The following is a 21,251-nucleotide window of genomic DNA, read 5'->3' as shown; positions in this document are numbered from 1 at the left end:
AACTAGCGCCGCTAGGTTAATTCGGAGGTACCGGCCGTGGATCTGGAGCTCTCCCCGGAGCAGCGGGCCGCCCGCGGCCTGGCCCGGGACTTCGTGGACCGCGAGGTCGCCCCGCACGCCGCCGCGTGGGACCGTGCCGAGTCCATCGACCGCGGCATCGTCCGCCGCCTGGGCGAGCTGGGCTTCCTGGGACTGACCCTCCCCGAGCGGTACGGCGGCTCGGGGGGCGACCACCTGTCCTACTGCCTGGTCACCGAGGAGCTCGGCCGGGGCGACTCGGCCGTGCGCGGCGTGCTCTCCGTCTCCCTCGGCCTCGTCGCCAAGACGATCGCGGCCTGGGGGGAGGAGGAGCACAGGCGGCGGTGGCTGCCGGCCCTCGCCTCGGGCGAGGCGCTGGGCTGCTTCGGCCTCACCGAGCCCGGCACCGGGTCCGACGCCGGCCACCTGACCACCCGGGCCCGCCGCGACGGCGCCGACTGGGTCGTTGACGGCGCCAAGACGTTCATCACCAACGGCACGTGGGCCGACGTCGTCCTGCTGTTCGCCCGCAGCGGCGACGAGCCCGGCCACCGCGGCGTCACCGCCTTCCTGGTGCCCACCGACTCCCCGGGGCTGACGCGCCGGGAGATCCACGGCAAGCTCGGCCTGCGCGGCCAGGCCACCGCCGAGCTGGTGTTCGACGGGGTCCGGGTGCCGGACGCCGCCCGCCTGGGCCCCGAGGGCAAGGGGTTCTCGGTGGCGATGTCCGCCCTCGCCAAAGGCCGGATGTCGGTCGCGGCCGGGTGCGTCGGGATCGCGCAGGCGGCCCTGGAGGCGGCCGTCGGGTACGCGGGGGGACGCGAGCAGTTCGGCAAGCCGATCGCCGGGCACCAGCTCGTGCAGGAGCTGATCGCCGACATCGCCGTGGACGTCGACGCCGCCCGCCTGCTCACCTGGCGCGTGGCCGACCTCATCGACCGGGGCAAGCCCTTCCAGACCGAGTCCTCCGTCGCCAAGCTGCACGCCAGCGAGGCCGCCGTACGCGCCGCGAACAACGCGCTCCAGGTGTTCGGCGGCTACGGCTACATCGACGAGTTCCCCGTCGGCAAGCTGCTGCGCGACGCCCGCGTCATGACGCTCTACGAGGGGACGAGCCAGATCCACAAGCTCGTCATCGGGCGCTCGCTCACCGGCGTCTCCGCGTTCTGACGCCGTCGCCCCGCGCGGACCCGGGCGCCGCCCCGTACGCGACCGGTCGGCGCCGCACCGTCCGCCGCACGCCGTCCGCCGCACGCTGAGCAGGCGCTCAGCGTGCGGCGGACGGCGATGTATGGTGTTCGCCCGGTCGACGGAAGCGGGGCGAGGAGCAGATGGCACAGGCGGCCAGAGCCGGAGCACAGGCCCGGGGCGGATCTCCGGACGACTCCTGGGGCGGCGTCTCACCCGACGCCGCGCGCCGCCTGCTGGTGGCCGCCGTCGAGGCGTTCGCCGAGCGCGGTTTCCACGCCACGACCACCCGCGACATCGCGGGCCGGGCCGGGATGAGCCCGGCCGCCCTCTACATCCACTACCGCACCAAGGAAGAGCTGCTCTACCACATCAGCCGGGTCGGCCACGACCGCTCGGTGCGGCTGCTGTCCGAGGCGGCCGAGGCGGCGGGCCCGTACCGGGAGCGGCTGGCCGGGGCGGTGCGCACGTTCGTGCGCTGGCACGCCGAGCACCACACCACCGCCCGCGTCGTGCAGTACGAGCTGAGCGCGCTGGGCGAGGAGCACTACGCGGAGATCGTCGGCCTGCGCCGCCGCTCGGAGAAGGTCATGCGCGACCTGGTGGCCGCCGGGGCGGAGGCCGGTGAGTTCGCGGTGGACGATCCGCGCGCGACCGCGCTCGCGGTGCTCTCGCTGTGCATCGACGTCGCGCGGTGGTACTCGCCCGGGCGGCGCACCCCCGAGGAGATCGGCGCCTTCTACGCCGACCTCGCCCTGCGCATGGTCGGCGCCGCCCCCCGCTGACCCGCTGCCCCGGCGGACGTCGGTCGCCGGCGCCCTCGCTCCCGCGCGCGGCGCCGCCGCGCTCGACGGCGCGGTGGCCGCGCCCGGTCACCGCGACGGCCCGCGCGTCGCCGCCGGCCGTGAGCCGCCGCGCCGGGGCGGGCCCTCCCGCCGGCGCCCGCACCTCCGGGCCCGGGGCGGCCCGCCGTTCCGGGCGGACGCGTTCCCCGCGACGGGCCCGGCGCACGCCGTCGGTCGGGTGCGCGGTGCCGTCGCCGCGCGCGCGGCGCGGTACGCCGTCGGACGCACCGGGCGGTGGGCGTGGGCGGTCAGACGTAGTAGCGGCTGACGCTCTCGGCCACGCACACCGGCTTGTCGCCGCCCTCGCGCTCCACCGTCACCTGGGCGGTGAGCTGGACTCCGCCGCCCGCCTCGGCGACGTCCGCGATCCGCACCCGGGCACGCAGCCGCGAGCCCACCGGCACGGTCGCGGGGAACCGCACCTTGTTGACGCCGTAGTTGACGCCCATGCGCACCCCCTCGACCCGGAGCACCCGCGGCACCAGGGCGGGCAGCAGGGACAGCGTCAGGTAGCCGTGCGCGATGGTCTGTCCGAACGGTCCCCGGGCGGCGCGCTCGGGGTCGACGTGAATCCACTGGTGGTCGCCCGTGGCGTCCGCGAACAGGTCGACGCGCTCCTGGTCCACCTCCAGCCAGTCGCTGGGGCCGAACTCCTCGCCGACCGCCGCCCGCAGTTCCTCGACCGACGTGAAAACCCGGGGCTCCGCCATCTGTGCACCCTTCCGCTGCCCTGTGGGATTGCTAAGCGCTTGCTCAGCATGCGTCGGTGCCGCGCGGCTGTCAACGCCGGGTCGACGCCGGGTCGACGCCCGTTCGACGCCCGTTCGGCGCCGGGTCGACGCCGGTCGGGGCCCGGTCGGCGGCGGTCAGCGCCCCGCCAGCGCCGGTGCCCGCGGTTCGGCGTCCACGCTCGCCTCCATCGCCGCGATCAGCCCGCGCAGCACCACGGCCAGCGGGGCGCGCGGTGGGGCGGCCGGGTCGTCGAACGGCAGCAGCGCGCGCCCGCCCCAGGTGTTGCGGTGCCAGTCGTCGAGCGCGGTGGGCTGCCGGATGCCCAGGTGCTTCTGCTCCCGGCGCCGTCGCGCGAACTCCTCCTCGTGGGCGAGCCACACCGCTCGCGCCTCCTCCAGTTCCTCCAGTGCGGCCACGAGCCGCCAGGGCTCGGGTGCGCGGTCGTCGGGCCGTATGCCGGCCCGGGTGCACAGGTGCTGCCAGGTGGCGCGGTGTCCGTAGGGAGCGAAGCGCTCCAGACACTTGCGCAGGGCCCGGCGTCGTTGGGACGGCGCCCGGGCGGGGTCGCGGACCTGTGCGGCGAGTGCTCTGAAACCGGCCAAGGTATCCCACCTCCGTCTGCAAGGGACCTCACTGGACCGAGTGGCTGCGGATGGGACGTGCCACACCACTGTTTGGCTCCCGTCTACCCGCACATGCCGCGCGCAGTGACGCGATCTGCTCCCCGTGGCCGGTGCGCCGCCCTTCCGCCCTGGCATACCGACTGGTTAGTCTGCGAGGTGGCAGGCCCGGCGGCGGCCGGGTTCCAGGCACTCCGGCGAAGGGACACCACATGGCGACGCGGCGTGACGAGGCGGTCGTGGTCACCGGCGCGGGCAGCGGCATCGGCGCCGCCCTCGCCCGCAGCTACGCGGCCCGCGGCGCGCGGGTCGTCGTCAACGACCTCGACGCCGACCGGGCCGGGCAGGTGGCCGAGGAGATCGGCGGCATCCCGCTGCCCGGCGACGCCTCCGCGATCGTGCCGGCGGCGCTGGACGCCCTCGGCGGCACCGTCGACGTCTTCTGCGCCAACGCCGGCATCGCCCCGCCCGGCGGCCCGGAGGCCGAGGAGCCGGTGTGGGAGGCGGCCTGGGACGTCAACGTCATGGCGCACGTGCGGGCCGCCCGGGCGCTGGTGCCGCACTGGCTGGAGCGCGGCCGGGGCCGCTTCGTGGCGACGGTCTCGGCCGCCGGGCTCCTCACCATGGTCGGCTCCGCCCCCTACAGCGTCTCCAAGCACGCCGCGCTGGCCTTCGCCGAGTGGCTGTCGGTGACCTACCGGCACCGCGGCATCGACGTGCACGCCATCTGCCCGCAGGGAGTGCGCACCGACATGCTGCGCTCGTCCGGCGCCGCGGGGGAGCTGGTGCTGACGCCGACGGCGATCGAACCGGAACAGGTGGCCGACGCCCTGCACGCCGCCGTCGACGCCGGGCGCTTCCTGGTGCTGCCGCACCCGGAGGTGGCCGGATACAGTGCGGCTCGCGCCACCGATCCCGACCGGTGGCTCGGCGCGATGAACCACGTCCAGCGGAAGCTGGAGCAGGGAGCCCACTGATGACCGCCGCCACGCCCCGCCGCGCGGCCGCCCAGGCCCGGCCGGACGACGCCCCGCCGCCGGTGCCCCAACGGCTGCTGGCCACCGCGACCCGGCTGTTCGCCGACCGGGGGTACGACCGCACGTCCGTGCAGGAGATCGTCGAGGGCGCGGGCGTCACCAAGGGGGCGCTGTACCACTACTTCGGCTCCAAGGACGACCTGCTCCACGAGATCTACGCCCGCCTGCTGCGCCTCCAGCAAGAGCGGCTGGACGCCGTGGCCGACCGGGACGCCCCCGTCGAGGAGCGCCTGCGCGACGCGGCGGCCGACGTCGTGGTCACCAGCATCGAGAACCTCGACGACGCGGCCATCTTCTTCCGCTCCATGCACCAGCTCAGCCCCGGCAAGCAGAAGCAGGTGCGCGCCGAACGCCGGCGGTACCACGAGCGCTTCCGCGCGCTGGTCGAGGAGGGGCAGCGCGGCGGCGTCTTCACCGACGCCGTCTCCGCCGAGCTGGTGGTCGACTACCACTTCGGCTGCGTGCACCACCTGTCCGCGTGGTACCGCCCCGGCGGGCGGCTCACCCCGCGCGAGGTCGCCGACCAGCTCGCCGACCTGCTCATGCGCTCCCTGCGCCCCTGAGCCGGACCACCCCGGCGGCACCGGCCGCGCCGGCGCCCGGCGATCCCGCCCCGCCCCGCCCCGGGCCGGGCCGGGGGGCGGCGGCGGGTGGAAGGCCTACGAACCCGCGCCGGCCGGAGATGGCGGGGGCGGGGGGTGTGCCCCGCGCCCCGCGACTCCGGCGGGCCCGGACGGCGGTGCGGACCCCGCCCCGCGCGGGGCGGGGCGGCGGCCCTGCGCGCGGGCGGGGCGCGGAGTGCGGCCCCGGCCCGTGCCGCACCGGGGCGGCGGCCCGCGCCGGACTCCGCCCGCGCGGGGTGCGGCGGTCAGCGGTAGGGCCGCAGTTCGCGGCGGGCCAGGGAGCGCTGGTGCACCTCGTCCGGGCCGTCGGCCAACTGGAGCGTGCGCGCTCCGGCCCACAGCTCGGCCAGCGGGTAGTCCTGGCTGACGCCGCCCGCCCCGTGGAGCTGCACCGCGCGGTCCAGGATGCCCACCACCGTGCGGGGCACGGCGATCTTGATGGCCTGAATCTCCGTGTGCGCCCCGCGGTTGCCGACGGTGTCCATCAGCCATGCCGTCTTCAGCACCAGCAGCCGCAACTGCTCGACCGCGACCCGGGCGTCCGCGATCCACTCCCGCACCACGCCCTGCTCCGCCAGCGCCTTGCCGAACGCCGTGCGCGCCACCGCGCGGCGGCACATCAGCTCGATGGCCCGCTCGGCCATGCCGACCAGGCGCATGCAGTGGTGGATGCGGCCGGGTCCGAGCCGCGCCTGCGCGATGGCGAAGCCGCCGCCCTCCTCGCCCACGAGGTGGGCCAGCGGCACCCGCGCCCGGTCGAAGACGACCTCGGCGTGGCCCCCGTGCCAGTGGTCCTCGTAGCCGTAGACCCGCATCGCCCGCCGCACCCGGACCCCCGGGGTGTCGCGCGGCACGAGCACCATGGACTGCTGCCGGCGCACGTCCGCGCCGCCCGGGTCGGTCTTGCCCATCACGATGAACACCGCGCAGTCGGGGTTCATCGCCCCGGAGATGTACCACTTGCGGCCGGAGACGACCCAGGAGTCGCCGTCCCGCTCGATGCGCGTCTCGATGTTGGTGGCGTCGGACGAGGCGACGTCCGGCTCGGTCATCGCGAACGCCGAGCGGATCTCGCCCGCCAGCAGCGGCTCCAGCCAGGTGCGCCGCTGCTCGGCGGAGCCGAACTCCGCCAGCAGCTCCATGTTGCCGGTGTCCGGTGCCGCGCAGTTCAGCGCGGTGGGCGCGAGCTGCGGGCTGCGCCCGGTGATCTCGGCCAGGGGCGCGTACTGGAGGTTGGTGAGCCCGGCCCCGTAGGCCGGGTCCGGCAGGAAGAGGTTCCACAGCCCCTGCCGCCGCGCCTCGGCCTGCAGTTCCGCCACCACCGGCGGGGTCCGCCAGGGGGAGTCCAGCGCCGCGCGCTGCTCGGCGGCCACCGGCTCGGCCGGGTGGACGTGCGCGTCCATGAAGGCCAGCAGCCGCTCGCGCAGCTCCTCGGTGCGTGCGTCGTAGGCGAAGTCCATGGCAGTCGTCAGCCCTTCCTCAGTGTCGCGAGGCCCGCCTCGGTGAGCCGGGGAACCAGCGCGCCGATCTGGTCGAAACCCGCGCCGACCGTCTGGCCGAGGGTGTAGCGGTAGTGGATGCCCTCGGCGATCACCGCGAGCTTGAAGTAGGCGAACGCCGTGTACCAGGAGATCCGCGACAGGTCCCGCCCGGAGGCGGCGGCGTACCGCTCGACCAGCTCCGCCGGCTCGGGGTGCCCGGGGGCCTCCCGGGTCGTGGAGATCGGCGCCCCGGCCACCGCGCGCTGCTCGCTGTACATCACCAGCAGGCCGAGGTCGGTGAGCGGATCGCCCAGGGTTGACATCTCCCAGTCCAGGACGGCGGCGATCCGGTCGTCGGCGCCCACGAGCACGTTGTCCAGCCGGTAGTCGCCGTGCACGACGGTGGGCGCGGGGGAGTGCGGCACGTCGGCGGCGAGCGCGTCCCGCAGCGCGTCGACGCCCGGCAGCTCGCGGCTGCGCGAGGCGGCGAGCTGCTTGCCCCAGCGCCGTAGCTGGCGCTCCAGGAAGCCCTCGGGCCGGCCGAAGTCGCCCAGCCCGACGGCGTCGGGGTCCACCGCGTGCAGCCGCACCAGCGTGTCCGGCAGCGCGAGCACCACGTTCCGGGTGCGCTCGGGGCCGAGGGCCGACAGTTCCGCGGCGTCGCGGTACGGCGTGCCGCGCACGTACTCCATGACGTAGAACGGGGCGCCGAGGACGTCGGCGTCCTCGCACAGCAGGACCGTCTCCGGCACCGGCACGTCGGTGTCGCCCAGCGCGCTGATCACCCGGTGCTCGCGCGCCATGTCGTGCGCCGTGGCGAGCACGTGGCCCAGCGGCGGGCGGCGCACCACCCACTCGCCGGCGCCGTCGGTGACCCGGTAGGTGAGGTTGGACCGGCCGCCCTCGACGAGCCGGGCCCGCAGTTCGCCCCCGACCAGGCCCGGACGCTCCCGGTCGAGGTGGGAGCGCAGCCGGGCCAGGTCCAGGCCGGGTGGATCGTCGGTGTGCGACGGTGGGCGCGAACTCATCGGACCTCCAGCGGGTGACGGACCGCGCGGTGCTCGCGCGGGCCCGCGCGGACGGGCGGCACGGGCACCCCCGATCATGCCGACTAGTCGGTATGGAGTCCAGAGGAAGTGACGCGCACCCCTCTCCGGCCGCCCACCCGGCCGCGCCGCCGCCCGCACGCGGCACCCACCGCCCGCCTGCCGCCCGCCCGTGCGCCGCCCGCCCGTGCGCCGCCCGCCCGTGCGCAGCCGCCCGTGCGCCGCCGCGGCCCGTGCCCGGCCGGGCGCGTCCGCCGCCGGACGGTGGCGGGCAGGTGAGGGAGTGGGAATTCGGGGTAGAGCCATCGACATGCCTGTTCGACCGCGTCTGCGAAGCTGGGACCACGCGCTCTTCACCGCGGTGGCCGAACGCCACTGGCCCGGCGCCGAGGGTCTGCTGCCCCGGCTCTCCCACAGCGCGGACCGCGGCAGACTGTGGTGGGGGATCGCCGCGGGCATGGCCCTGTCCGGCATCGGCGGCGTGCGGACGCGCCGTGCGGCCGTACGCGGTGTGGCCTCCCTCGCGGTGGCGTCCGCGAGCGTCAACACCCTCGGCAAGTGGGCGGTGCGGCGACCCCGGCCGTTCCTGGACGCGGTGCCGGCCATCCGGCGGCTCAAGCGCCAGCCGGTCACCACCTCCTTCCCCTCCGGCCACGCCGCCTCCGCCGCGGCGTTCGCCACCGGCGTCGCGCTGGAGTCCCGGGGGTGGGGCGCGGTCATCGCCCCGATCGCCTGGTCCGTGGCCTTCTCGCGGGTCTACACCGGCGTGCACTACCCCAGCGACGTGCTGGCCGGCGCCGCGATCGGTGCCGGGGCGGCCCTCGCCGTCCGCCTCGCGCTCACCCCGCGGCCGCCCGCGCCGCCCGCCCAGCCGCTCGTGGCCGCCCCCGCGCTGCCGGCCGGGCGCGGCCTGGTCGTGGTGGCCAACAGCGGCTCGGGCGGCGCCGAGAGCCTGCCCGAGACGCGGGCCGCGCTGCCGGAGGCGGACTTCGTCGTCTGGGAGCGGGAGACGGAGTCGCTCCGCGCCGCGCTGGAGAGGGCCGCCCGGCTCGCGGCCGAGCGCGGGGGCGCGCTGGGCGTCCTGGGCGGCGACGGCACCGTGAGCGCCGCCGCGCCCATCGCGCTGCGCCACGACGTTCCGCTCGCGGTGCTGCCGGGCGGCACCTTCAACCATCTCGCCCAGGACCTCGGCATCACCCGGCCGACCGACCTGTCCCGCGCGCTGGAGGGCGGCGACGCCATCGCCGTCGACCTCGCCCGCTTCACCCCGGGCCGGGACCCGGACCGCGCGGACGCGCCCGGCCACTTCGTCAACACCTTCAGCCTGGGCGCCTACGGCGAGCTGGTGGAGGTCCGGGAGCGCTGGAGCCGCCGGGTCGGCTCCTGGCCGGCCTCCGTCCTCGCCGCCGTCCACGTGCTGCGCCACGCGCGGCCGGTGGACCTCGCCATCAACGGGCGCCGCCGCTCGGTGTGGCTGCTGTTCGCCGGGAACTGCTCCTACGCGGGCCTGGGCGGCAGCGCGCCGCGGCGGCCGAACCTCGCCGACGGGCAGCTCGACGTGCACGTGGTGCACGGGGGCCGCTGGGCGCGCGTGCGGCTGCTGGCCGCGGCGGTGACGGGGTTGCTGCACCGCTCCCCGGTGCACGCGGCGGCGCGGGTGCCCGCGATCCGCATCACCGGCATCCAGCCCGGCACGGTCTGCGCCTACGACGGCGAGACGGCGCCGGCGCCGCCCAGCCTGACGCTGGACAAGGAGCGGCGCGCCCTGACCGTCTACCGTCCGCTGCCCACCTGGATGACCGGCATCGACCCCACCTGGTGAACCGCCGGACGCCCGCCGGTACTGGACGCCCCCCGGTACTGGACGCCCGCCGGTACCGGGCGTGCACCTGGGCGTGCGCCGGCGCCGGGCGCCTACCGGGGGCGCGCGTCCACCGGCGTCACGCGCCCGGCACGAGGGCGGCCGTCCGGGCCACCACCTGCTCCGGGGTGCCGTCGATCGAGACGACGCCGCCCGCCTCGTCGGCGTCCAGCCGCTCCAGCGCCTCCAACTGCGAGCGCAGCAGCGCCGGGGGCATGAAGTGACCGCTGCGCCCGGCCAGCCGCTCGGCGATCAGCTCGGGGGAGCCGTCGAGGTGCACGAAGAACAGCCGCGGCGCGGCCTCGCGCAGCCGGTCGCGGTACCGGCGCCTGAGCGCGGAGCAGGTGACGACGCCGCCGCGCCCGGCGTGCTCGGCCAGCCAGGCGGCGATCGCGTCCAGCCAGGGCGCGCGGTCCGCGTCGTCCAGGGGCGTCCCGGCGGCCATCTTGGCCACGTTGCCCGGCGGGTGGAAGTCGTCGGCCTCCGCGTACGGCACCGACAGCCGGGCGGCCAGCCGCTCGCCCACCGTCGTCTTGCCCGAGCCCGACACGCCCATGACCACGACCAGTGCCGTCACCGGAGCACCACCATTCCCACCATCGCGAGGACCACCGTGCAGAGCGCCACCGCACCGGCGGCACGCGGACGCAGCGGAGCCGGGGGCGCCGCGCCCAGCCCGCCGGTTCTGCGGTGCGCGAGACCGGCGAGCAGCAGCCCGGTCACCAGCACCGCCGCCACCGCACCGTACCCGGCGGGCCCGGGGTGATGCGCGAGCACCTGCCGCATCAGCAGCGCGCCGGCCACGGTGTAGGCCAGCGTCGTGCGCCGCCAGGCCAGCCGGGTGCGCTCGGGCTGCACCCCGGCGTCGCGCGGCGCTCTCACCGGCCCGTGCCGTCCAGCGCCACCACGGCCGCCACCAGCAGCGCGGCCAGCCCGGTCCCCACGGCCAGCGCGGCGGGGAAGCGGGACGGGGGCAGGTCCGCGCCGCGCCGCATCGCCCGCTCGCACCGCGCCCAGTGGTCGACCGCCCGCACCGCGCACACCGCGCCGGTGACCAGCAGGGCCACGGCGATGGCCGTGCGCGCGCCGGGGCCGAAGCGGGTGAGGAACTGGTCCACCGCCAGCCCGCCCGCGACCAGGGCGAGGGCGGTGCGGACCCAGGCGAGGAAGGTGCGCTCGTTGGCCAGCGAGAAGCGGTAGTCGGGCTGCGGCCCCTCCTCGCGGAGCCGCCCGGGGGAGAACCACAGCCGTACGGACCGTCCGAGCCTTCCAGTCATGCCCCGAGCGTATGCGGCGGGGGGACGGCCGGCCGCGCCCGGGGCGGAGTGAACCATTCCGGAAAGCCACAGGACGGGGTAAAACGCACCCGAGGAGTCGCAAAACGCGCACTCTGCGCGCAAGTTCGGTAGCGGAATGCTCATCTCGGGCTTGACGCCCGCACCCTCACCCGCTTGGGTGAGCACCGACCATGAACCCACCGCCCCCTTCCTTCCCGCTGGGCCGCCGGGGCCAGGGCCAGCGCACCGACCCCGCCCTGGACGACTTCGAGCTGGCCGACGCCCGCGACGCCCTGGTCCGCGGCCGCTGGGCCGACGCCCGCGCCCTGCTGCTGGCCACCGGCGCGGACTGGGACCGGCGCGGCCACCGCGCGCTCGTACTCGCCCAGGCCCCGGGCAGCGGCACCTGGGCCCGCGAGTGGCAGCTCACCGAGCCGGACAGCGCCGACGCCGCGCTCCTGCTCGCCTGCGTCGCCGTCACCCGGGCGCTGCGCGGCAAGCGCACTCCGGCCAGCGCCGAGGAACCCCTGCGCCTGGCCTCCGAGTTAGCCCCGGCCGACCCCACGCCGTGGCTCGCCCGCCTGCTGCTGGCCCGGCACCTGGGCGCCGCGGAGGCCTGCCGGGAGGCCTTCGCCGAACTGCGCGAACGGCACCCCGAGCACCACCACGCCCACCACCTGATGACGGCCCAGCTCGCGCTCGCCGAGACCCCGTCGGACCACGCGCCGCACCCGGTGTACGCGTTCGCCCGCCAGGCCGCCGAGCGGGCACCGGCGGACTCGCCGCTGGCCCTGCTGCCCGTCGTCGCGCACGCCGAGCGCTTCCACGCCCTGGCCGCCGCCGGACGGCTCCCCGCCGACCCCGCCGCCGCCGGCCACTGGACCACCCGGCGCGCCCTGCTCACCGTGCGCGGCGCCTTCGACTGGTGGCTGGAGTGGGGCACCGAGGAGACCCACCCGCGTCGGCTGGTGGACCTGAACTACCTGGCCTACGCCAAGTTCCACGAGGGCCGGATGGCGGAGGCGGCCGCCCTGTTCCAGCGCATCGGCCCGCACATCACCGGGGCGCCCTGGGACTACGGCGGCCGGGACCCGCGCACGGCGTTCCACACCGCCCGCAGCCGCGCCTTCGGCCTGGCCTGACGGCCTCCGCCCGCAGGCCCCGGCCTGAAGGCCCCGGGGGCGCGCCCGCCGGGGGACCCTCGCCCCGGGCGCCCACCGCCTGACCAGCGCACGCCGCACCCCGACCGGAGAGGACACGACATGCCGACGCCGGGCCGCACCACCGGAAGTCGCGACGACACCCCCCGCGCGCACGGCTCCCCGGGCGCCCAGCCCGCGCGGGAGATCAGCACGTACGTGGGCCAGGAGCGGGCGCTGCGCGCGGGGCGGCTGGGGACCGCGGGCCTGCTGCTGTCCGTGGTCGCCGCCACCGCGCCGCTGATGGTGGTGGCCGGCGTCATGCCCACCACCTACGCCGTCATGGGCATCACCGCGCAGCCGCTGCTGTTCGTGGTGCTCGGCGTCATCATGGCCCTCTTCGGCGTCGGCTACGCCGAGATGAGCCGGCACGTCCACAACGCCGGCGCCTTCTACGCCTACATCGCCCGCGGGCTGGGCGGCACCGCGGGCGCCGGCGCCTCCTTCGTCGCCCTGGCCGCCTACAGCGCACTCCAGGTGGGTGTCTTCGGCCTGTTCGGCTTCGAGGTCGCCACCCTCATGGAGCGCTACTTCGAGGTCGGCGTCGCCTGGTGGGTGCCGGCGCTGCTGGCCGTCGCGGCCACCGGCGTGCTCGGCGCCCGCAAGATCGACCTCAACGCCAAGGTGCTCGGCGTGCTGCTGCTCATCGAGGTGGCCCTCGTGGTCATCGTCGACCTCGCCTTCCTCGCGGACCCCGGGCCGCAGGGGCTGTCGCTGGCCGCGTTCGACCCGGCGGCGCTCGCCGGCGCGGGCGTGGGCACCGCGCTGTGCTTCACCGTCGCCGCCTTCCTCGGCTTCGAACAGGCCCCGGTCTACGCCGAGGAGACCCACCGTCCGCAGACGATCGTGCGCCGCGTGATGTTCCTGGCCGTCGGCGGCGTCGCCGTGTTCTTCGCGCTGACCTCGTGGCTGATGAGCACCGCCGCCGGCCCGGACCGCATCGTGGCCAACGCCCAGCAGCAGGGCCCGGCCCTCCTGTTCGCCCTCACCGACCCCCGGCTGGGCTCGGCCTTCACCGACGTGCTGCACGTGCTGTTCCTGACCGGCATCTTCGCCTGCATCCTGGCCTTCCACAACGTCGTCGCCCGCTACGCCTTCGCCATGGGCCGCGAGGGACTGCTGCCGGCCGCCGTGGGCCGCGCCTCGGCCGGCACCGGCGCCCCCGCGCTCGGCTCCTTCCTCCAGACGGCCGTGGCCACCGTGGTCATCGCGGCGTTCGCGATCGGCGACGACCTGCCGACCGGCGACCCCACCACGCCCGTGCTCCGGCTGTTCACCTGGCTGGGCAACATCGGCGCTCTCGGCGTCATCGCGCTCATGGCCGTGACCTCCGTCGCCGTCATCGCCTTCTTCGTCCGCCGCGGCGCGACCCGGGTACAGGCCGGGCGGCTGGTCTGCGCGGGCCTGGCCACCGTCGGTTTGGGCGTCGTCTTCGGCTACGCGCTGGCCGACTTCGACATCCTGCTCGGTGCCGACCCGCGGTCCGCGCTGCGCTGGGCACTGCCCGCCGTCGTCGGCGTCGCCGCCCTGGCCGGCGTCTGCGTCGGCCTGTTCCTGCGCGCCACCCGCCCGGAGACGTACGCCAGGATCGGCCTGGGCAACGAGGCGTTCCAACTGGAGAAGGCCGCGGGCGACGCCCCGGCCGCCCCGACCACCCCCGCGCAGTAGGAGCCCGCCATGGCCGACCACCCACTCGACCCGCTGACCGCCGACGAGATCGCCACCGCCCGGGCCGTCCTGACCGACGCGGGCAAGGTCACCGAGGCCACCCGCTTCCCCCTGGTGCTCCTGGACGAGCCCGAGCGGCACGCCGCGGCCAGCCACCGCCCCGGCGACCCGGTCACCCGCCACGTGCGCGTCACCCTCCTGGACCGCGCCACGGGACGCTCCGCCGAGGCCGTCGTCGACGTCACCGCCCGCGCCCTGGTCGCCTGGCGCGAGCTGGACGCGGCCACCGACGGGCAGCCGCCCATCCTCTTCGAGGAGTACGAACTGTGCGACGCGATCGTCAAGGCCGACCCGGACTGGCGCGCGGCCATGGCCGGGCGCGGCCTCGACGACGACGCGATCGCCCGGGCGGTCGCCGCGCCGCTGGCCGCCGGGAACTTCGCCCGCGAGCAGGAGAGCGGGCGGCGCATGCTGCGCTCGCTGACGTTCCTGCGCTGCGACGAGACCGACAACCCCTTCGCCCACCCCGTCGCCGGCCTGGTCGCCGACGTCGACCTCACCGAGCGGCGCGTGCTGCGCGTGCTGGACACCGGGGCCGTCCCCGTCCCCGCCGAGTGCGGCAACTACGACCCCGCGCACACCCCGCCCCCGCGCACCGACCTGCGGCGGCTGGAGATCACCCAGCCCGACGGGCCGTCCTTCCACCTCGACGGTCACCACCTGACCTGGCAGAACTGGGACCTGCGGCTGGACTTCAACGCGCGCGAGGGCCTGGTGCTGCACCAGCTCGCCGTGCGCGACGGCGACCGGCTGCGCCCCGTCCTGCACCGCGCCTCGCTCGCCGAGATGGCCGTCCCCTACGCCGAGCCCGACCCCGCCCGCGACTGGGTGTGCTACCTGGACGCCGGCGAGTACCTGCTCGGCCGCAACGCCAACTCGCTGCGCCTGGGCTGCGACTGCCTGGGCGAGATCCGCTACCTCGACGCCGTGCTCCACGACGACCTCGGCCACCCCGAGACGCTGCGGCACGCCATCTGCGTGCACGAGGAGGACACCGGGCTGCTGTGGAAGCACACCAACATCTTCGACGCCAGCGGGGAGACCGCCGTCGTCAGCCGCCGCTCCCGCCGCCTGGTGATCTCCTTCGTCACCACCCTGGGCAACTACGACTACGGCTTCTACTGGTATCTCCACCAGGACGGCACGATCGCCTTCGAGGCGAAGTCCACCGGCATCGTGCAGACCTCGGCCACCGAGCCGGGCGCGCACACGCCGCACGCCACCGAGGTCGCCCCCGGGCTCCAGGCCCCCTTCCACCAGCACCTGTTCTGCGCCCGCCTGGACCCGGCCGTGGACGGCCCGGCCAACACGGTCGAGGAGGTCGAGGCGGTCCGGCTGCCGATGGGCCCGGACAACCCGAACGGCAACGCCTTCACCACCCGGGCCACGCCCCTGCGGCGCGGTGCGGACGGCGGCCGCCTCGCCGATCCGGCCGTCGCCCGCACCTGGCGCCTGACCAACCCCGGGTCCCGCAACCGCACCGGCCGCCCCGTCGCCTACACCCTGGTGCCGCAGGCCAACCCCGTGCTGCTCGCCGACCCCGAGTCCTCCGTGGCCCGGCGCGTCGGCTACGGCACCCGCCACCTGTGGGTGACGAGGCACCGCGCCGACCGGCGCTACCCGGACGGCGACTACCCCAACCAGCACCCCGGGGGCGCGGGCGTCACCGCGTGGGCCGCCGCCGACGAGCCGCTGGAGAACACCGAGCTGACCCTCTGGCACACCTTCGGCCCCACACACCTGCCACGGCTGGAGGACTGGCCGGTCATGCCCGTCGACGCCACCGGCTTCACCCTGCGCCCGACGGGCTTCTTCGACCGCAACCCCACCCTGGACCTCCCCGCCGAGTCCGACCTGTCCCCCGGCGGCCACTGCCACACCTGACGGCGCGGGGGCGGACGCCGCCGCCTCCGGCGCGCCCGCCTCCGGCCGCACCGCGCGGCATGGGGCACCGGGCGGCCGGGGGCGCGGCCGTCAGCCGCCCAGCGCGTCGGAGAGGTCGTAGGTGGCGACCTCCTCCAACTGGGCGTACGTGCACTCCTTCGGGGCCCGGTCCGGGCGCCAGCGGCGGAACTGGGCCGTGTGCCGGAACCGGTCGCCCTGCATGTGGTCGTAGGCGACCTCGCACACCCGCTCCGGGCGCAGCGGCAGCCAGGACAGGTCCTTGCGCCCGCTCCAGCGGCTCGGACCGCCCGGCAGCCGGCTGGAGGCCTGCGCCTGCTCGTCGCGCCAGGCGGCCCACGGGTGCCCGGCCGCGTCCGCCATCCGCAGCGGCTCCAGCTCGGCCATGAGCTCGCGCCGCCGCGCCATCGAGAACGCGCCGCACACGCCCACGTGCTGCAGCCTGCCGGTGGCGTCGTACAGGCCGAGCAGCAGCGAGCCGACCACCGGACCGCTCTTGTGGTGGCGCACGCCCGCCACCACGCAGTCGGCGGTGCGCTCGTGCTTGACCTTGACCATCACGCGCTGGTCGGGCCGGTAGGGCAGCGTGAGCCGCTTGGCCACGACGCCGTCCAGACCCGCCCCCTCGAACCGCTCGAACCACTGCCGGGCGACCTCGACGTCCGTCGTGGCCGGAGCCAGGTGCACCGGCGGCCCGGCCTCGCGCAGCGCGGTGGCCAGCACCTCGCGCCGGTCGGCGAACGGCACGTCGAGCAGCGCGGTGTCGTCCAGGGCCAGCACGTCGAAGGCGACGAAGCTGGCCGGGGTGGTGCGGGCGAGCAGCCGCACCCGCGAGTCGGCGGGGTGGACGCGCTGCTGGAGGGCGTCGAAGTCCAGCCGCCCCTCGCGGGCCACCACGATCTCGCCGTCCAGCACGCAGCGCCGCGGCAGGTTGGCGCGCAGCGCCTCGACCAGTTCGGGGAAGTACCGGGTGAGCGGATTGGCCGAGCGGCTGCCGATCTCCACCTCGTCGCCGTCCCGGAACACGATCGCCCGGTAGCCGTCCCACTTGGCCTCGTAGTGCATGCCCGGCGGGATCTTCGCCGCCGGCTTGGCCAGCATCGGTTTCACGGGGGGCATCACCGGCAGGTCCATGCGGCGATTGTGCGTCCGCCCGGCGGTGTCCGCCCGCTGGACGGGCGCGGCCGGGCGAGGGCGGTTAGCGTGGCGCCATGGGCCAGGCGGTGGAACGGGAGATCGGCGGCCGCACGGTACGGCTGTCGAACCCCGACAAGGTGTACTTCCCCGAGCGCGGCTTCACCAAGCGCGACGTCGCCGACTACTACGCGGCGGTCGGGGACGGCATCCTGCGCGCGCTGCGCGACCGTCCGACCACCCTGCAACGTCACCCGGACGGCGTCACCGGGGAGTCCTTCTTCCAAAAGCGCGCGCCGAAGAACCTGCCCGGGTGGATTCCCACGGAACGCATCACCTTCCCCAGCGGGCGCCACGCCGACGAGATCTGCCCGACCGAGGTGGCGGCCGTGGTGTGGGCCGCGAACCTGGGCACGCTCACCTTCCACCCCTGGCCGGTGCGGCGCGGCGCCGCCGACCACCCCGACGAGCTGCGCATCGACCTCGATCCGCAGCCGGGCACCGACTACGCGGACGCCCGCTGGGCCGCCCGCCGCCTCCAGGAGCTGCTGGACGAGCTCGGGCTGCGGGGCTGGCCCAAGACCTCCGGCGGCCGGGGCCTGCACGTCTTCGTGCCGCTCGCACCGCGCTGGACCTTCGTGCAGGTCCGCGCGGCGGCCATCGCCGTCGCGCGCGAGCTGGAACGGCGGGCGCCCGAGCGGATCACCAGCGCCTGGTGGAAGGAGGAGCGCGGCGCGCGCATCTTCGTCGACTACAACCAGACCGCTCGTGACCGCACCATCGCCGCCGCCTACTCGGTACGGCCCCACCCGCGCGCCCAGGTCTCCGCGCCGCTGCGGTGGGAGGAGCTCGACGACGCCCGCCCGGAGGACTTCGACCTGGCCACCATGCCCGCCCGGTTCGCCCGCGAGGGTGACGTGCACGCCGACATGGACGAGCACGCCTTCCCGCTCGGGCCGCTGCTGGAGATGGCCGAACGGGACATGCGCGAGCACGGCATGGGCGACCTGCCCTACCCGCCGGACTACCCGAAGATGCCGGGCGAGCCCAAGCGCGTCCAGCCCAGCCGCGCCAAGCGCTGACGCGCGGGCACGGGCGCGCGGGCACGGGCGCACGGCCACCGACGCGCGGGCACCGACGCGCGGCACACGGAACGGCGCGGGGCGTGCGCGCGCGTCAGCGGCCCGCGGGCGCCGGTGGGGCGCCCGCGGGCCGTGCGGCACATCCGCGTCAGTCGTTGATGCAGACGTTGCCGAAGGTCGGGTTGAGCAGCCCGACGATGTTGATGCTGTTGCCGCACAGGTTGATCGGCACGTGCACCGGGACCTGGACGACGTTGCCGCTCGCCACGCCGGGGCTGTTGACGGCCGCGCCGTCCGCGTCGGCGTCGGCCAGCGCGGCACCCGCGCCGCCGACGACCAGGGCGCCGGCGGCGGCGGCCAGTGTGGTGGCCTTGACGATGCGCTTCATAGCGATCTCCTTCTGGGGATTGTGCTCCATGGGCACACCGCTCAACGACTCGCCGCGGAGGGGGATACGCCCGATCACCCGTTGGTGACGTTCCGTGCGCCGCCCGGCGGCGTCCGGCCGCAGCGCCCCGGCGAGCACCCCCAGGGCGCCACCGGTGGGCAAAGACCCCACTGTCCGGCAAACCGGGTGTATTGAGTGAATATCAGCGCGTCACGGCGTTCATCGGACAGGATTCTGTCAGGGTGCAGTCGACGCCCCGCGCGCTTCGCCGAGCACGCACCGCGACGGCCTCCGGCGCTGCCGCCCGAGCCCGGAGCCGTCCGCCGTCCGCCCGCCACCGGCGGACACCGCCGCCCGCCCGCACCCGCTGACCCGCCGCACCCGCCGCACCCGCCCGGGGAGGACCACGCGTGCCGCACGACCGCCACCCGACACGCCCGCTCACCGTGCTCCACGTCGCCCAGCCCGTGGACGGCGGCGTGGCGTCGGTCGTCGCCGACCTGGCCCGTGCCCAGGCCGGGCAGGGCACGCGCGTCCACCTCGCCTGCCCGCCCGGCGGCCCGCTCGCCGACCGGGCCGCGGCCGCCGGAGCCGCCGTCCACCCCTGGCCCGCCGGCCGCGCCCCGGGGGCCGCGCTGCCCGCCGAGGTTCTGCGCCTGGCCCGCCTCGTGCGCAGACTGGCCCCCGACGTCGTCCACGCGCACAGCGCCAAGGCCGGGCTCGCCGCCCGCCTCGCGCTGCGCGGCGGCGTGCCCACGCTCTTCACGCCGCACGCCTGGTCCTTCGACGCCGTCTCCGGCCCGGCCCGGGCCCTGGCCCTGCGCTGGGAGCGCGCCGCCGCCCGCTGGGCCGACCGGGTGCTGTGCGTCAGCGAGGACGAACGGCGACGCGGCGCGTCCGCCGGGATCGACGCGCGCTGGGCCGTCGTCCCCAACGGCGTCGACCTCGACCGCTTCCGCCCCGCCGGCCCCCCGCCCGGTCCCGCCGGCCCGCCGCGCCACCCCGCCGACCCGGCGTCCCGCGTCGGCCCGCCCGCGCTGGACGGACTGCCGGACGCCGCGCCGCTGCTGGTCTGCGTCGCCCGGCTGTGCCGCCAGAAGGGGCAGGACGTGCTGCTGCGCGCCTGGCCCGCGGTGCGCGCCGCCCACCCCGACGCCCGCCTCGTCCTGGTCGGCGACGGGCCCGACCGCGCCGCCCTGCTGGACGCCGCACCCGTCGGCGTCCGCCTGGCCGGGGCCGCGGCCGACCCCGTGCCCTGGTACCGGGCCGCCGACCTCGTCGTCCTCCCCTCCCGCTGGGAGGGGATGGCCCTCGCCCCGCTGGAGGCCATGGCCTGCGGCCGCCCCGTGGTGCTCACCGACGTCACCGGGGCCCGCGAGAGCCTGCCCGCCGACCTGCGCCGCGTGTGCCTCGTGCCGCCCGAGGACCCGGCGGCCCTCGCCCGGGCGCTGCTGCGGCTGCTCGACGACCCCGCCCTGCGGGCCCGCACCGCCCGCCGCGCCCAGGACCACGTCCGCGCCGCCCATGACGCGCGGCAGACCGCCGCCGCCGTCTCGGAGCTGTACCGGGAGCTGGCGGGGCGCCCGTATCCGAAGCACAGGGAGCGCATCCAGCGATGACCACCGAGAGCGCGGACACCGCCGGCCCCGGCCCCCTGCTGGCGGCCGGCCACGCCGCCCCGGCCACCTTCCCGCCGCCCCGCTCGGGCGGGCGGCCGCCCGCCCGAGCGGGGCGGCCCGGCACCCGCGCGCGCTCGCGGACCGGCCGCGCCCTGCGGGTGGCCGACTGCCTCACCGGCGTCGCGGCCGCCGCCGTCCTCGCCCTGGCCGGCACCGCCGCCACCCCGCCGGCCGTGCCGGCCCTCGCGCTGCCCCTCGCCCTCACGCTCAACGCCCGCGCGGGCCTGTACCGCCCCGGCCCGCGGGCCGCCGCGGCCGACGCGCTGCCCGCCCTGCTGGCCCGCCTCGGCGCCGCCTGGGGGCTGGCCGCCGCCGCGTGGGCCGGGCTCAGCCCCGGTCGGCCGCTGGCCCTGGGCGAGCTGCTCGCCGTCGTCGCCACCCACCTCCTGCTGGCCACCGCCGCCCGCGGTCTCGTGCTCGCCGCCCGCCGCCGCCGGGCCCGGCGCACACCGCACGCCACGCTCCTGGTGGGCACCGGCCCGGCCGGGCGGCGGCTCGCCGCGGCCCTGCGCGAGCACCCCGAGTACGGCCTGCGCCCCGTCGCCGTCGTCGGCGACGCGGGCGAGGGTGACGGCGCGGCGTCCGCGCTGCCGGTCCTGGCCACGGCGGAGGACGTCGAGCGGGCCGTCGCGCGGCACGCCGTCCGGGACGCGGTGTTCGCGGCCGCCCCGCAGAGCGACCCGCGGCTGTCCGCCCTCGCCGGCCTCCTGACGGCCGAGGGCTGCACCCTGTGGATCGCGGACGACACGCCCGGCGCCGCCCCGCCCGACACCCACCTGTGGGGCCACGGCTGCCGCCGCCTGGACCCGCCGCCCAGCGGCCTGCCGGGGGCCCTGGCCAAGCGGCTCCTCGACGTCGTCCTCGCCGCCGCGGCGCTCCTGCTGGCCGCCCCCGTGCTGCTGGCCTGCGCCGCCGCCGTACGCCTGGCCGACGGACCCGGGGTGATCTTCCGCCAGGAGCGCGTCGGCCAGGACGGCCGCCCCTTCACCCTGCTGAAGTTCCGCACGCTGCGCCCGGCCGACGCCTACGAGTCGGCCACCTTGTGGAGCGTCGCCGACGACCGGCGCATGAGCCGCGCGGGACGCCTGCTGCGCCGCACCTCCCTGGACGAGCTCCCGCAACTGTGGAACGTGCTGCGCGGGGACATGAGCCTGGTCGGCCCGCGCCCCGAACGGCCCTACTTCGTGGCCAGGTTCAGCGAGGCCCACCCCGGCTACGCCGCCCGGCACCGGATGCCCGCGGGGATCACCGGGCTCGCCCAGGTGCACGGACTGCGCGGCGACACCTCCATCGAGGACCGCGCCCGCTTCGACAACCACTACATCGCGAGCTGGACGCTGTGGCAGGACGTCCGCATCCTCCTGCGCACCGCCACCCTGCTCTTCCGGCACACGGGGAGCTGAGGTGGCGG

At 76.6% G+C, this 21,251-nt stretch carries 19 protein-coding genes and 1 pseudogene; 11 read left to right on the top strand and 9 right to left on the bottom strand.

Annotated elements, in window-relative coordinates; translation table 11 throughout:
* Positions 1-36: 36 nt before the first annotated feature.
* Complete coding sequence (locus OSB71_RS16180) at positions 37-1,188, top strand: acyl-CoA dehydrogenase family protein (RefSeq protein ID WP_265948770.1); 1,152 nt, start codon at positions 37-39, stop codon at positions 1,186-1,188.
* A gap of 161 nt (positions 1,189-1,349) precedes the next feature.
* Positions 1,350-1,991: a TetR/AcrR family transcriptional regulator gene (locus tag OSB71_RS16175; protein ID WP_265948768.1), complete on the top strand. Its 642-nt coding sequence runs from the start codon at positions 1,350-1,352 to the stop codon at positions 1,989-1,991.
* Positions 1,992-2,299: 308 nt separating this feature from the next.
* Here OSB71_RS16175 and OSB71_RS16170 read toward each other — a convergent pair whose 3' ends face one another.
* Positions 2,300-2,761 (bottom strand): MaoC family dehydratase, encoded by a 462-nt coding sequence (locus OSB71_RS16170; RefSeq protein ID WP_265948767.1) that lies wholly within the window; start codon positions 2,759-2,761, stop codon positions 2,300-2,302.
* A 204-nt stretch (positions 2,762-2,965) separates the two neighbouring features.
* Positions 2,966-3,385, bottom strand: a pseudogene (locus OSB71_RS16165) (hypothetical protein); the annotation flags it as partial.
* Between the two features lie 230 nt (positions 3,386-3,615).
* Here OSB71_RS16165 and OSB71_RS16160 point away from each other — a divergent pair.
* Together OSB71_RS16160 and OSB71_RS16155 are read left to right on the top strand one after the other, a co-directional pair.
* Positions 3,616-4,380, top strand: a complete 765-nt coding sequence (locus OSB71_RS16160) for an SDR family oxidoreductase (RefSeq protein ID WP_265948765.1) — start codon at positions 3,616-3,618, stop codon at positions 4,378-4,380.
* Positions 4,380-5,003, top strand: a complete 624-nt coding sequence (locus tag OSB71_RS16155) for a TetR/AcrR family transcriptional regulator (protein ID WP_265948763.1) — start codon at positions 4,380-4,382, stop codon at positions 5,001-5,003. The genes OSB71_RS16160 and OSB71_RS16155 overlap by 1 nt, the downstream gene beginning before the upstream one ends.
* A gap of 305 nt (positions 5,004-5,308) precedes the next feature.
* Here the strand turns inward: OSB71_RS16155 and OSB71_RS16150 are convergent, their stop codons facing one another.
* Both OSB71_RS16150 and OSB71_RS16145 read right to left on the bottom strand, forming a co-directional pair.
* A complete protein-coding gene (locus tag OSB71_RS16150; RefSeq protein WP_265948762.1) occupies positions 5,309-6,523 on the bottom strand; it encodes an acyl-CoA dehydrogenase family protein in 1,215 nt (404 codons plus the stop codon).
* A gap of 8 nt (positions 6,524-6,531) precedes the next feature.
* On the bottom strand, positions 6,532-7,572 hold the full coding sequence (locus tag OSB71_RS16145; protein WP_265948761.1) for a phosphotransferase family protein: 1,041 nt from the start codon (positions 7,570-7,572) through the stop codon (positions 6,532-6,534).
* 328 nt (positions 7,573-7,900) lie between these two features.
* On the opposite strand from OSB71_RS16145, the gene OSB71_RS16140 reads away from it, so the two are divergent.
* Positions 7,901-9,412: a bifunctional phosphatase PAP2/diacylglycerol kinase family protein gene (locus OSB71_RS16140; RefSeq protein ID WP_265948760.1), complete on the top strand. Its 1,512-nt coding sequence runs from the start codon at positions 7,901-7,903 to the stop codon at positions 9,410-9,412.
* Positions 9,413-9,530: 118 nt separating this feature from the next.
* On the opposite strand, the gene OSB71_RS16135 is transcribed toward OSB71_RS16140, so the two are convergent.
* From OSB71_RS16135 to OSB71_RS16125, 3 genes are read right to left on the bottom strand one after another with little or no spacing between them, the layout of a single operon-like run.
* Entirely contained in the window at positions 9,531-10,007 is a 477-nt protein-coding gene (locus OSB71_RS16135) for a gluconokinase (protein ID WP_265948854.1), read from the bottom strand.
* Positions 10,008-10,024: 17 nt separating this feature from the next.
* Positions 10,025-10,333 (bottom strand): DUF202 domain-containing protein, encoded by a 309-nt coding sequence (locus OSB71_RS16130; protein ID WP_265948759.1) that lies wholly within the window; start codon positions 10,331-10,333, stop codon positions 10,025-10,027.
* Positions 10,330-10,728: a YidH family protein gene (locus tag OSB71_RS16125; protein WP_265948758.1), complete on the bottom strand. Its 399-nt coding sequence runs from the start codon at positions 10,726-10,728 to the stop codon at positions 10,330-10,332. Before OSB71_RS16125 ends, OSB71_RS16130 begins: the two co-directional genes overlap by 4 nt.
* A gap of 191 nt (positions 10,729-10,919) precedes the next feature.
* Between OSB71_RS16125 and OSB71_RS16120 the strand changes: the two genes are divergently transcribed.
* From OSB71_RS16120 to OSB71_RS16110, 3 genes are all read left to right on the top strand, one after another.
* Positions 10,920-11,870: a hypothetical protein gene (locus OSB71_RS16120; RefSeq protein ID WP_265948757.1), complete on the top strand. Its 951-nt coding sequence runs from the start codon at positions 10,920-10,922 to the stop codon at positions 11,868-11,870.
* Between the two features lie 120 nt (positions 11,871-11,990).
* Positions 11,991-13,595, top strand: coding sequence for an APC family permease (locus OSB71_RS16115; protein ID WP_265948755.1), 1,605 nt, complete (start codon positions 11,991-11,993; stop codon positions 13,593-13,595).
* 9 nt (positions 13,596-13,604) lie between these two features.
* Positions 13,605-15,539: a primary-amine oxidase gene (locus OSB71_RS16110; protein WP_265948754.1), complete on the top strand. Its 1,935-nt coding sequence runs from the start codon at positions 13,605-13,607 to the stop codon at positions 15,537-15,539.
* A 90-nt stretch (positions 15,540-15,629) separates the two neighbouring features.
* On the opposite strand, the gene OSB71_RS16105 is transcribed toward OSB71_RS16110, so the two are convergent.
* Positions 15,630-16,691 carry an ATP-dependent DNA ligase gene (locus OSB71_RS16105; protein ID WP_265948753.1) on the bottom strand — a complete coding sequence of 354 codons (1,062 nt, stop codon included), beginning with the start codon at positions 16,689-16,691 and terminating at the stop codon, positions 15,630-15,632.
* Positions 16,692-16,768: 77 nt separating this feature from the next.
* Here OSB71_RS16105 and ligD point away from each other — a divergent pair, with 77 nt between their 5' ends.
* Positions 16,769-17,773, top strand: a complete 1,005-nt coding sequence (gene ligD / locus OSB71_RS16100) for a non-homologous end-joining DNA ligase (protein ID WP_265948752.1) — start codon at positions 16,769-16,771, stop codon at positions 17,771-17,773.
* 148 nt (positions 17,774-17,921) lie between these two features.
* On the opposite strand, the gene OSB71_RS16095 is transcribed toward ligD, so the two are convergent.
* Positions 17,922-18,161: a chaplin gene (locus tag OSB71_RS16095; RefSeq protein WP_265948751.1), complete on the bottom strand. Its 240-nt coding sequence runs from the start codon at positions 18,159-18,161 to the stop codon at positions 17,922-17,924.
* A 410-nt stretch (positions 18,162-18,571) separates the two neighbouring features.
* Between OSB71_RS16095 and OSB71_RS16090 the strand changes: the two genes are divergently transcribed.
* Positions 18,572-19,780 carry a glycosyltransferase gene (locus OSB71_RS16090; RefSeq protein WP_265948750.1) on the top strand — a complete coding sequence of 403 codons (1,209 nt, stop codon included), beginning with the start codon at positions 18,572-18,574 and terminating at the stop codon, positions 19,778-19,780.
* Positions 19,777-21,243: an exopolysaccharide biosynthesis polyprenyl glycosylphosphotransferase gene (locus OSB71_RS16085; RefSeq protein ID WP_265948749.1), complete on the top strand. Its 1,467-nt coding sequence runs from the start codon at positions 19,777-19,779 to the stop codon at positions 21,241-21,243. Before OSB71_RS16090 ends, OSB71_RS16085 begins: the two co-directional genes overlap by 4 nt.
* Positions 21,244-21,251: the final 8 nt, after the last annotated feature.

Source organism: Streptomyces marinisediminis (assembly GCF_026262575.1).
GTDB lineage: Bacteria > Actinomycetota > Actinomycetes > Streptomycetales > Streptomycetaceae > Streptomyces > Streptomyces marinisediminis.
This window is presented reverse-complemented; position numbering and strand designations above follow the sequence as displayed.

Excerpts from the sequence above, each read along its gene's own strand:
- OSB71_RS16115 (WP_265948755.1), top strand. The coding sequence starts at position 11,991 with ATGCCGACGCCGGGCCGCACCACCGGAAGTCGCGACGACACCCCCCGC.
- OSB71_RS16135 (WP_265948854.1), bottom strand. The coding sequence starts at position 10,007 with ATGGGCGTGTCGGGCTCGGGCAAGACGACGGTGGGCGAGCGGCTGGCC.
- OSB71_RS16085 (WP_265948749.1), top strand. The coding sequence starts at position 19,777 with ATGACCACCGAGAGCGCGGACACCGCCGGCCCCGGCCCCCTGCTGGCG.
- OSB71_RS16125 (WP_265948758.1), bottom strand. The coding sequence starts at position 10,728 with ATGACTGGAAGGCTCGGACGGTCCGTACGGCTGTGGTTCTCCCCCGGG.
- OSB71_RS16110 (WP_265948754.1), top strand. The coding sequence starts at position 13,605 with ATGGCCGACCACCCACTCGACCCGCTGACCGCCGACGAGATCGCCACC.
- ligD (WP_265948752.1), top strand. The coding sequence starts at position 16,769 with ATGGGCCAGGCGGTGGAACGGGAGATCGGCGGCCGCACGGTACGGCTG.
- OSB71_RS16160 (WP_265948765.1), top strand. The coding sequence starts at position 3,616 with ATGGCGACGCGGCGTGACGAGGCGGTCGTGGTCACCGGCGCGGGCAGC.
- OSB71_RS16105 (WP_265948753.1), bottom strand. The coding sequence starts at position 16,691 with ATGGACCTGCCGGTGATGCCCCCCGTGAAACCGATGCTGGCCAAGCCG.
- OSB71_RS16145 (WP_265948761.1), bottom strand. The coding sequence starts at position 7,572 with ATGAGTTCGCGCCCACCGTCGCACACCGACGATCCACCCGGCCTGGAC.
- OSB71_RS16095 (WP_265948751.1), bottom strand. The coding sequence starts at position 18,161 with ATGAAGCGCATCGTCAAGGCCACCACACTGGCCGCCGCCGCCGGCGCC.
- OSB71_RS16150 (WP_265948762.1), bottom strand. The coding sequence starts at position 6,523 with ATGGACTTCGCCTACGACGCACGCACCGAGGAGCTGCGCGAGCGGCTG.
- OSB71_RS16175 (WP_265948768.1), top strand. The coding sequence starts at position 1,350 with ATGGCACAGGCGGCCAGAGCCGGAGCACAGGCCCGGGGCGGATCTCCG.
- OSB71_RS16170 (WP_265948767.1), bottom strand. The coding sequence starts at position 2,761 with ATGGCGGAGCCCCGGGTTTTCACGTCGGTCGAGGAACTGCGGGCGGCG.
- OSB71_RS16140 (WP_265948760.1), top strand. The coding sequence starts at position 7,901 with ATGCCTGTTCGACCGCGTCTGCGAAGCTGGGACCACGCGCTCTTCACC.
- OSB71_RS16155 (WP_265948763.1), top strand. The coding sequence starts at position 4,380 with ATGACCGCCGCCACGCCCCGCCGCGCGGCCGCCCAGGCCCGGCCGGAC.
- OSB71_RS16120 (WP_265948757.1), top strand. The coding sequence starts at position 10,920 with ATGAACCCACCGCCCCCTTCCTTCCCGCTGGGCCGCCGGGGCCAGGGC.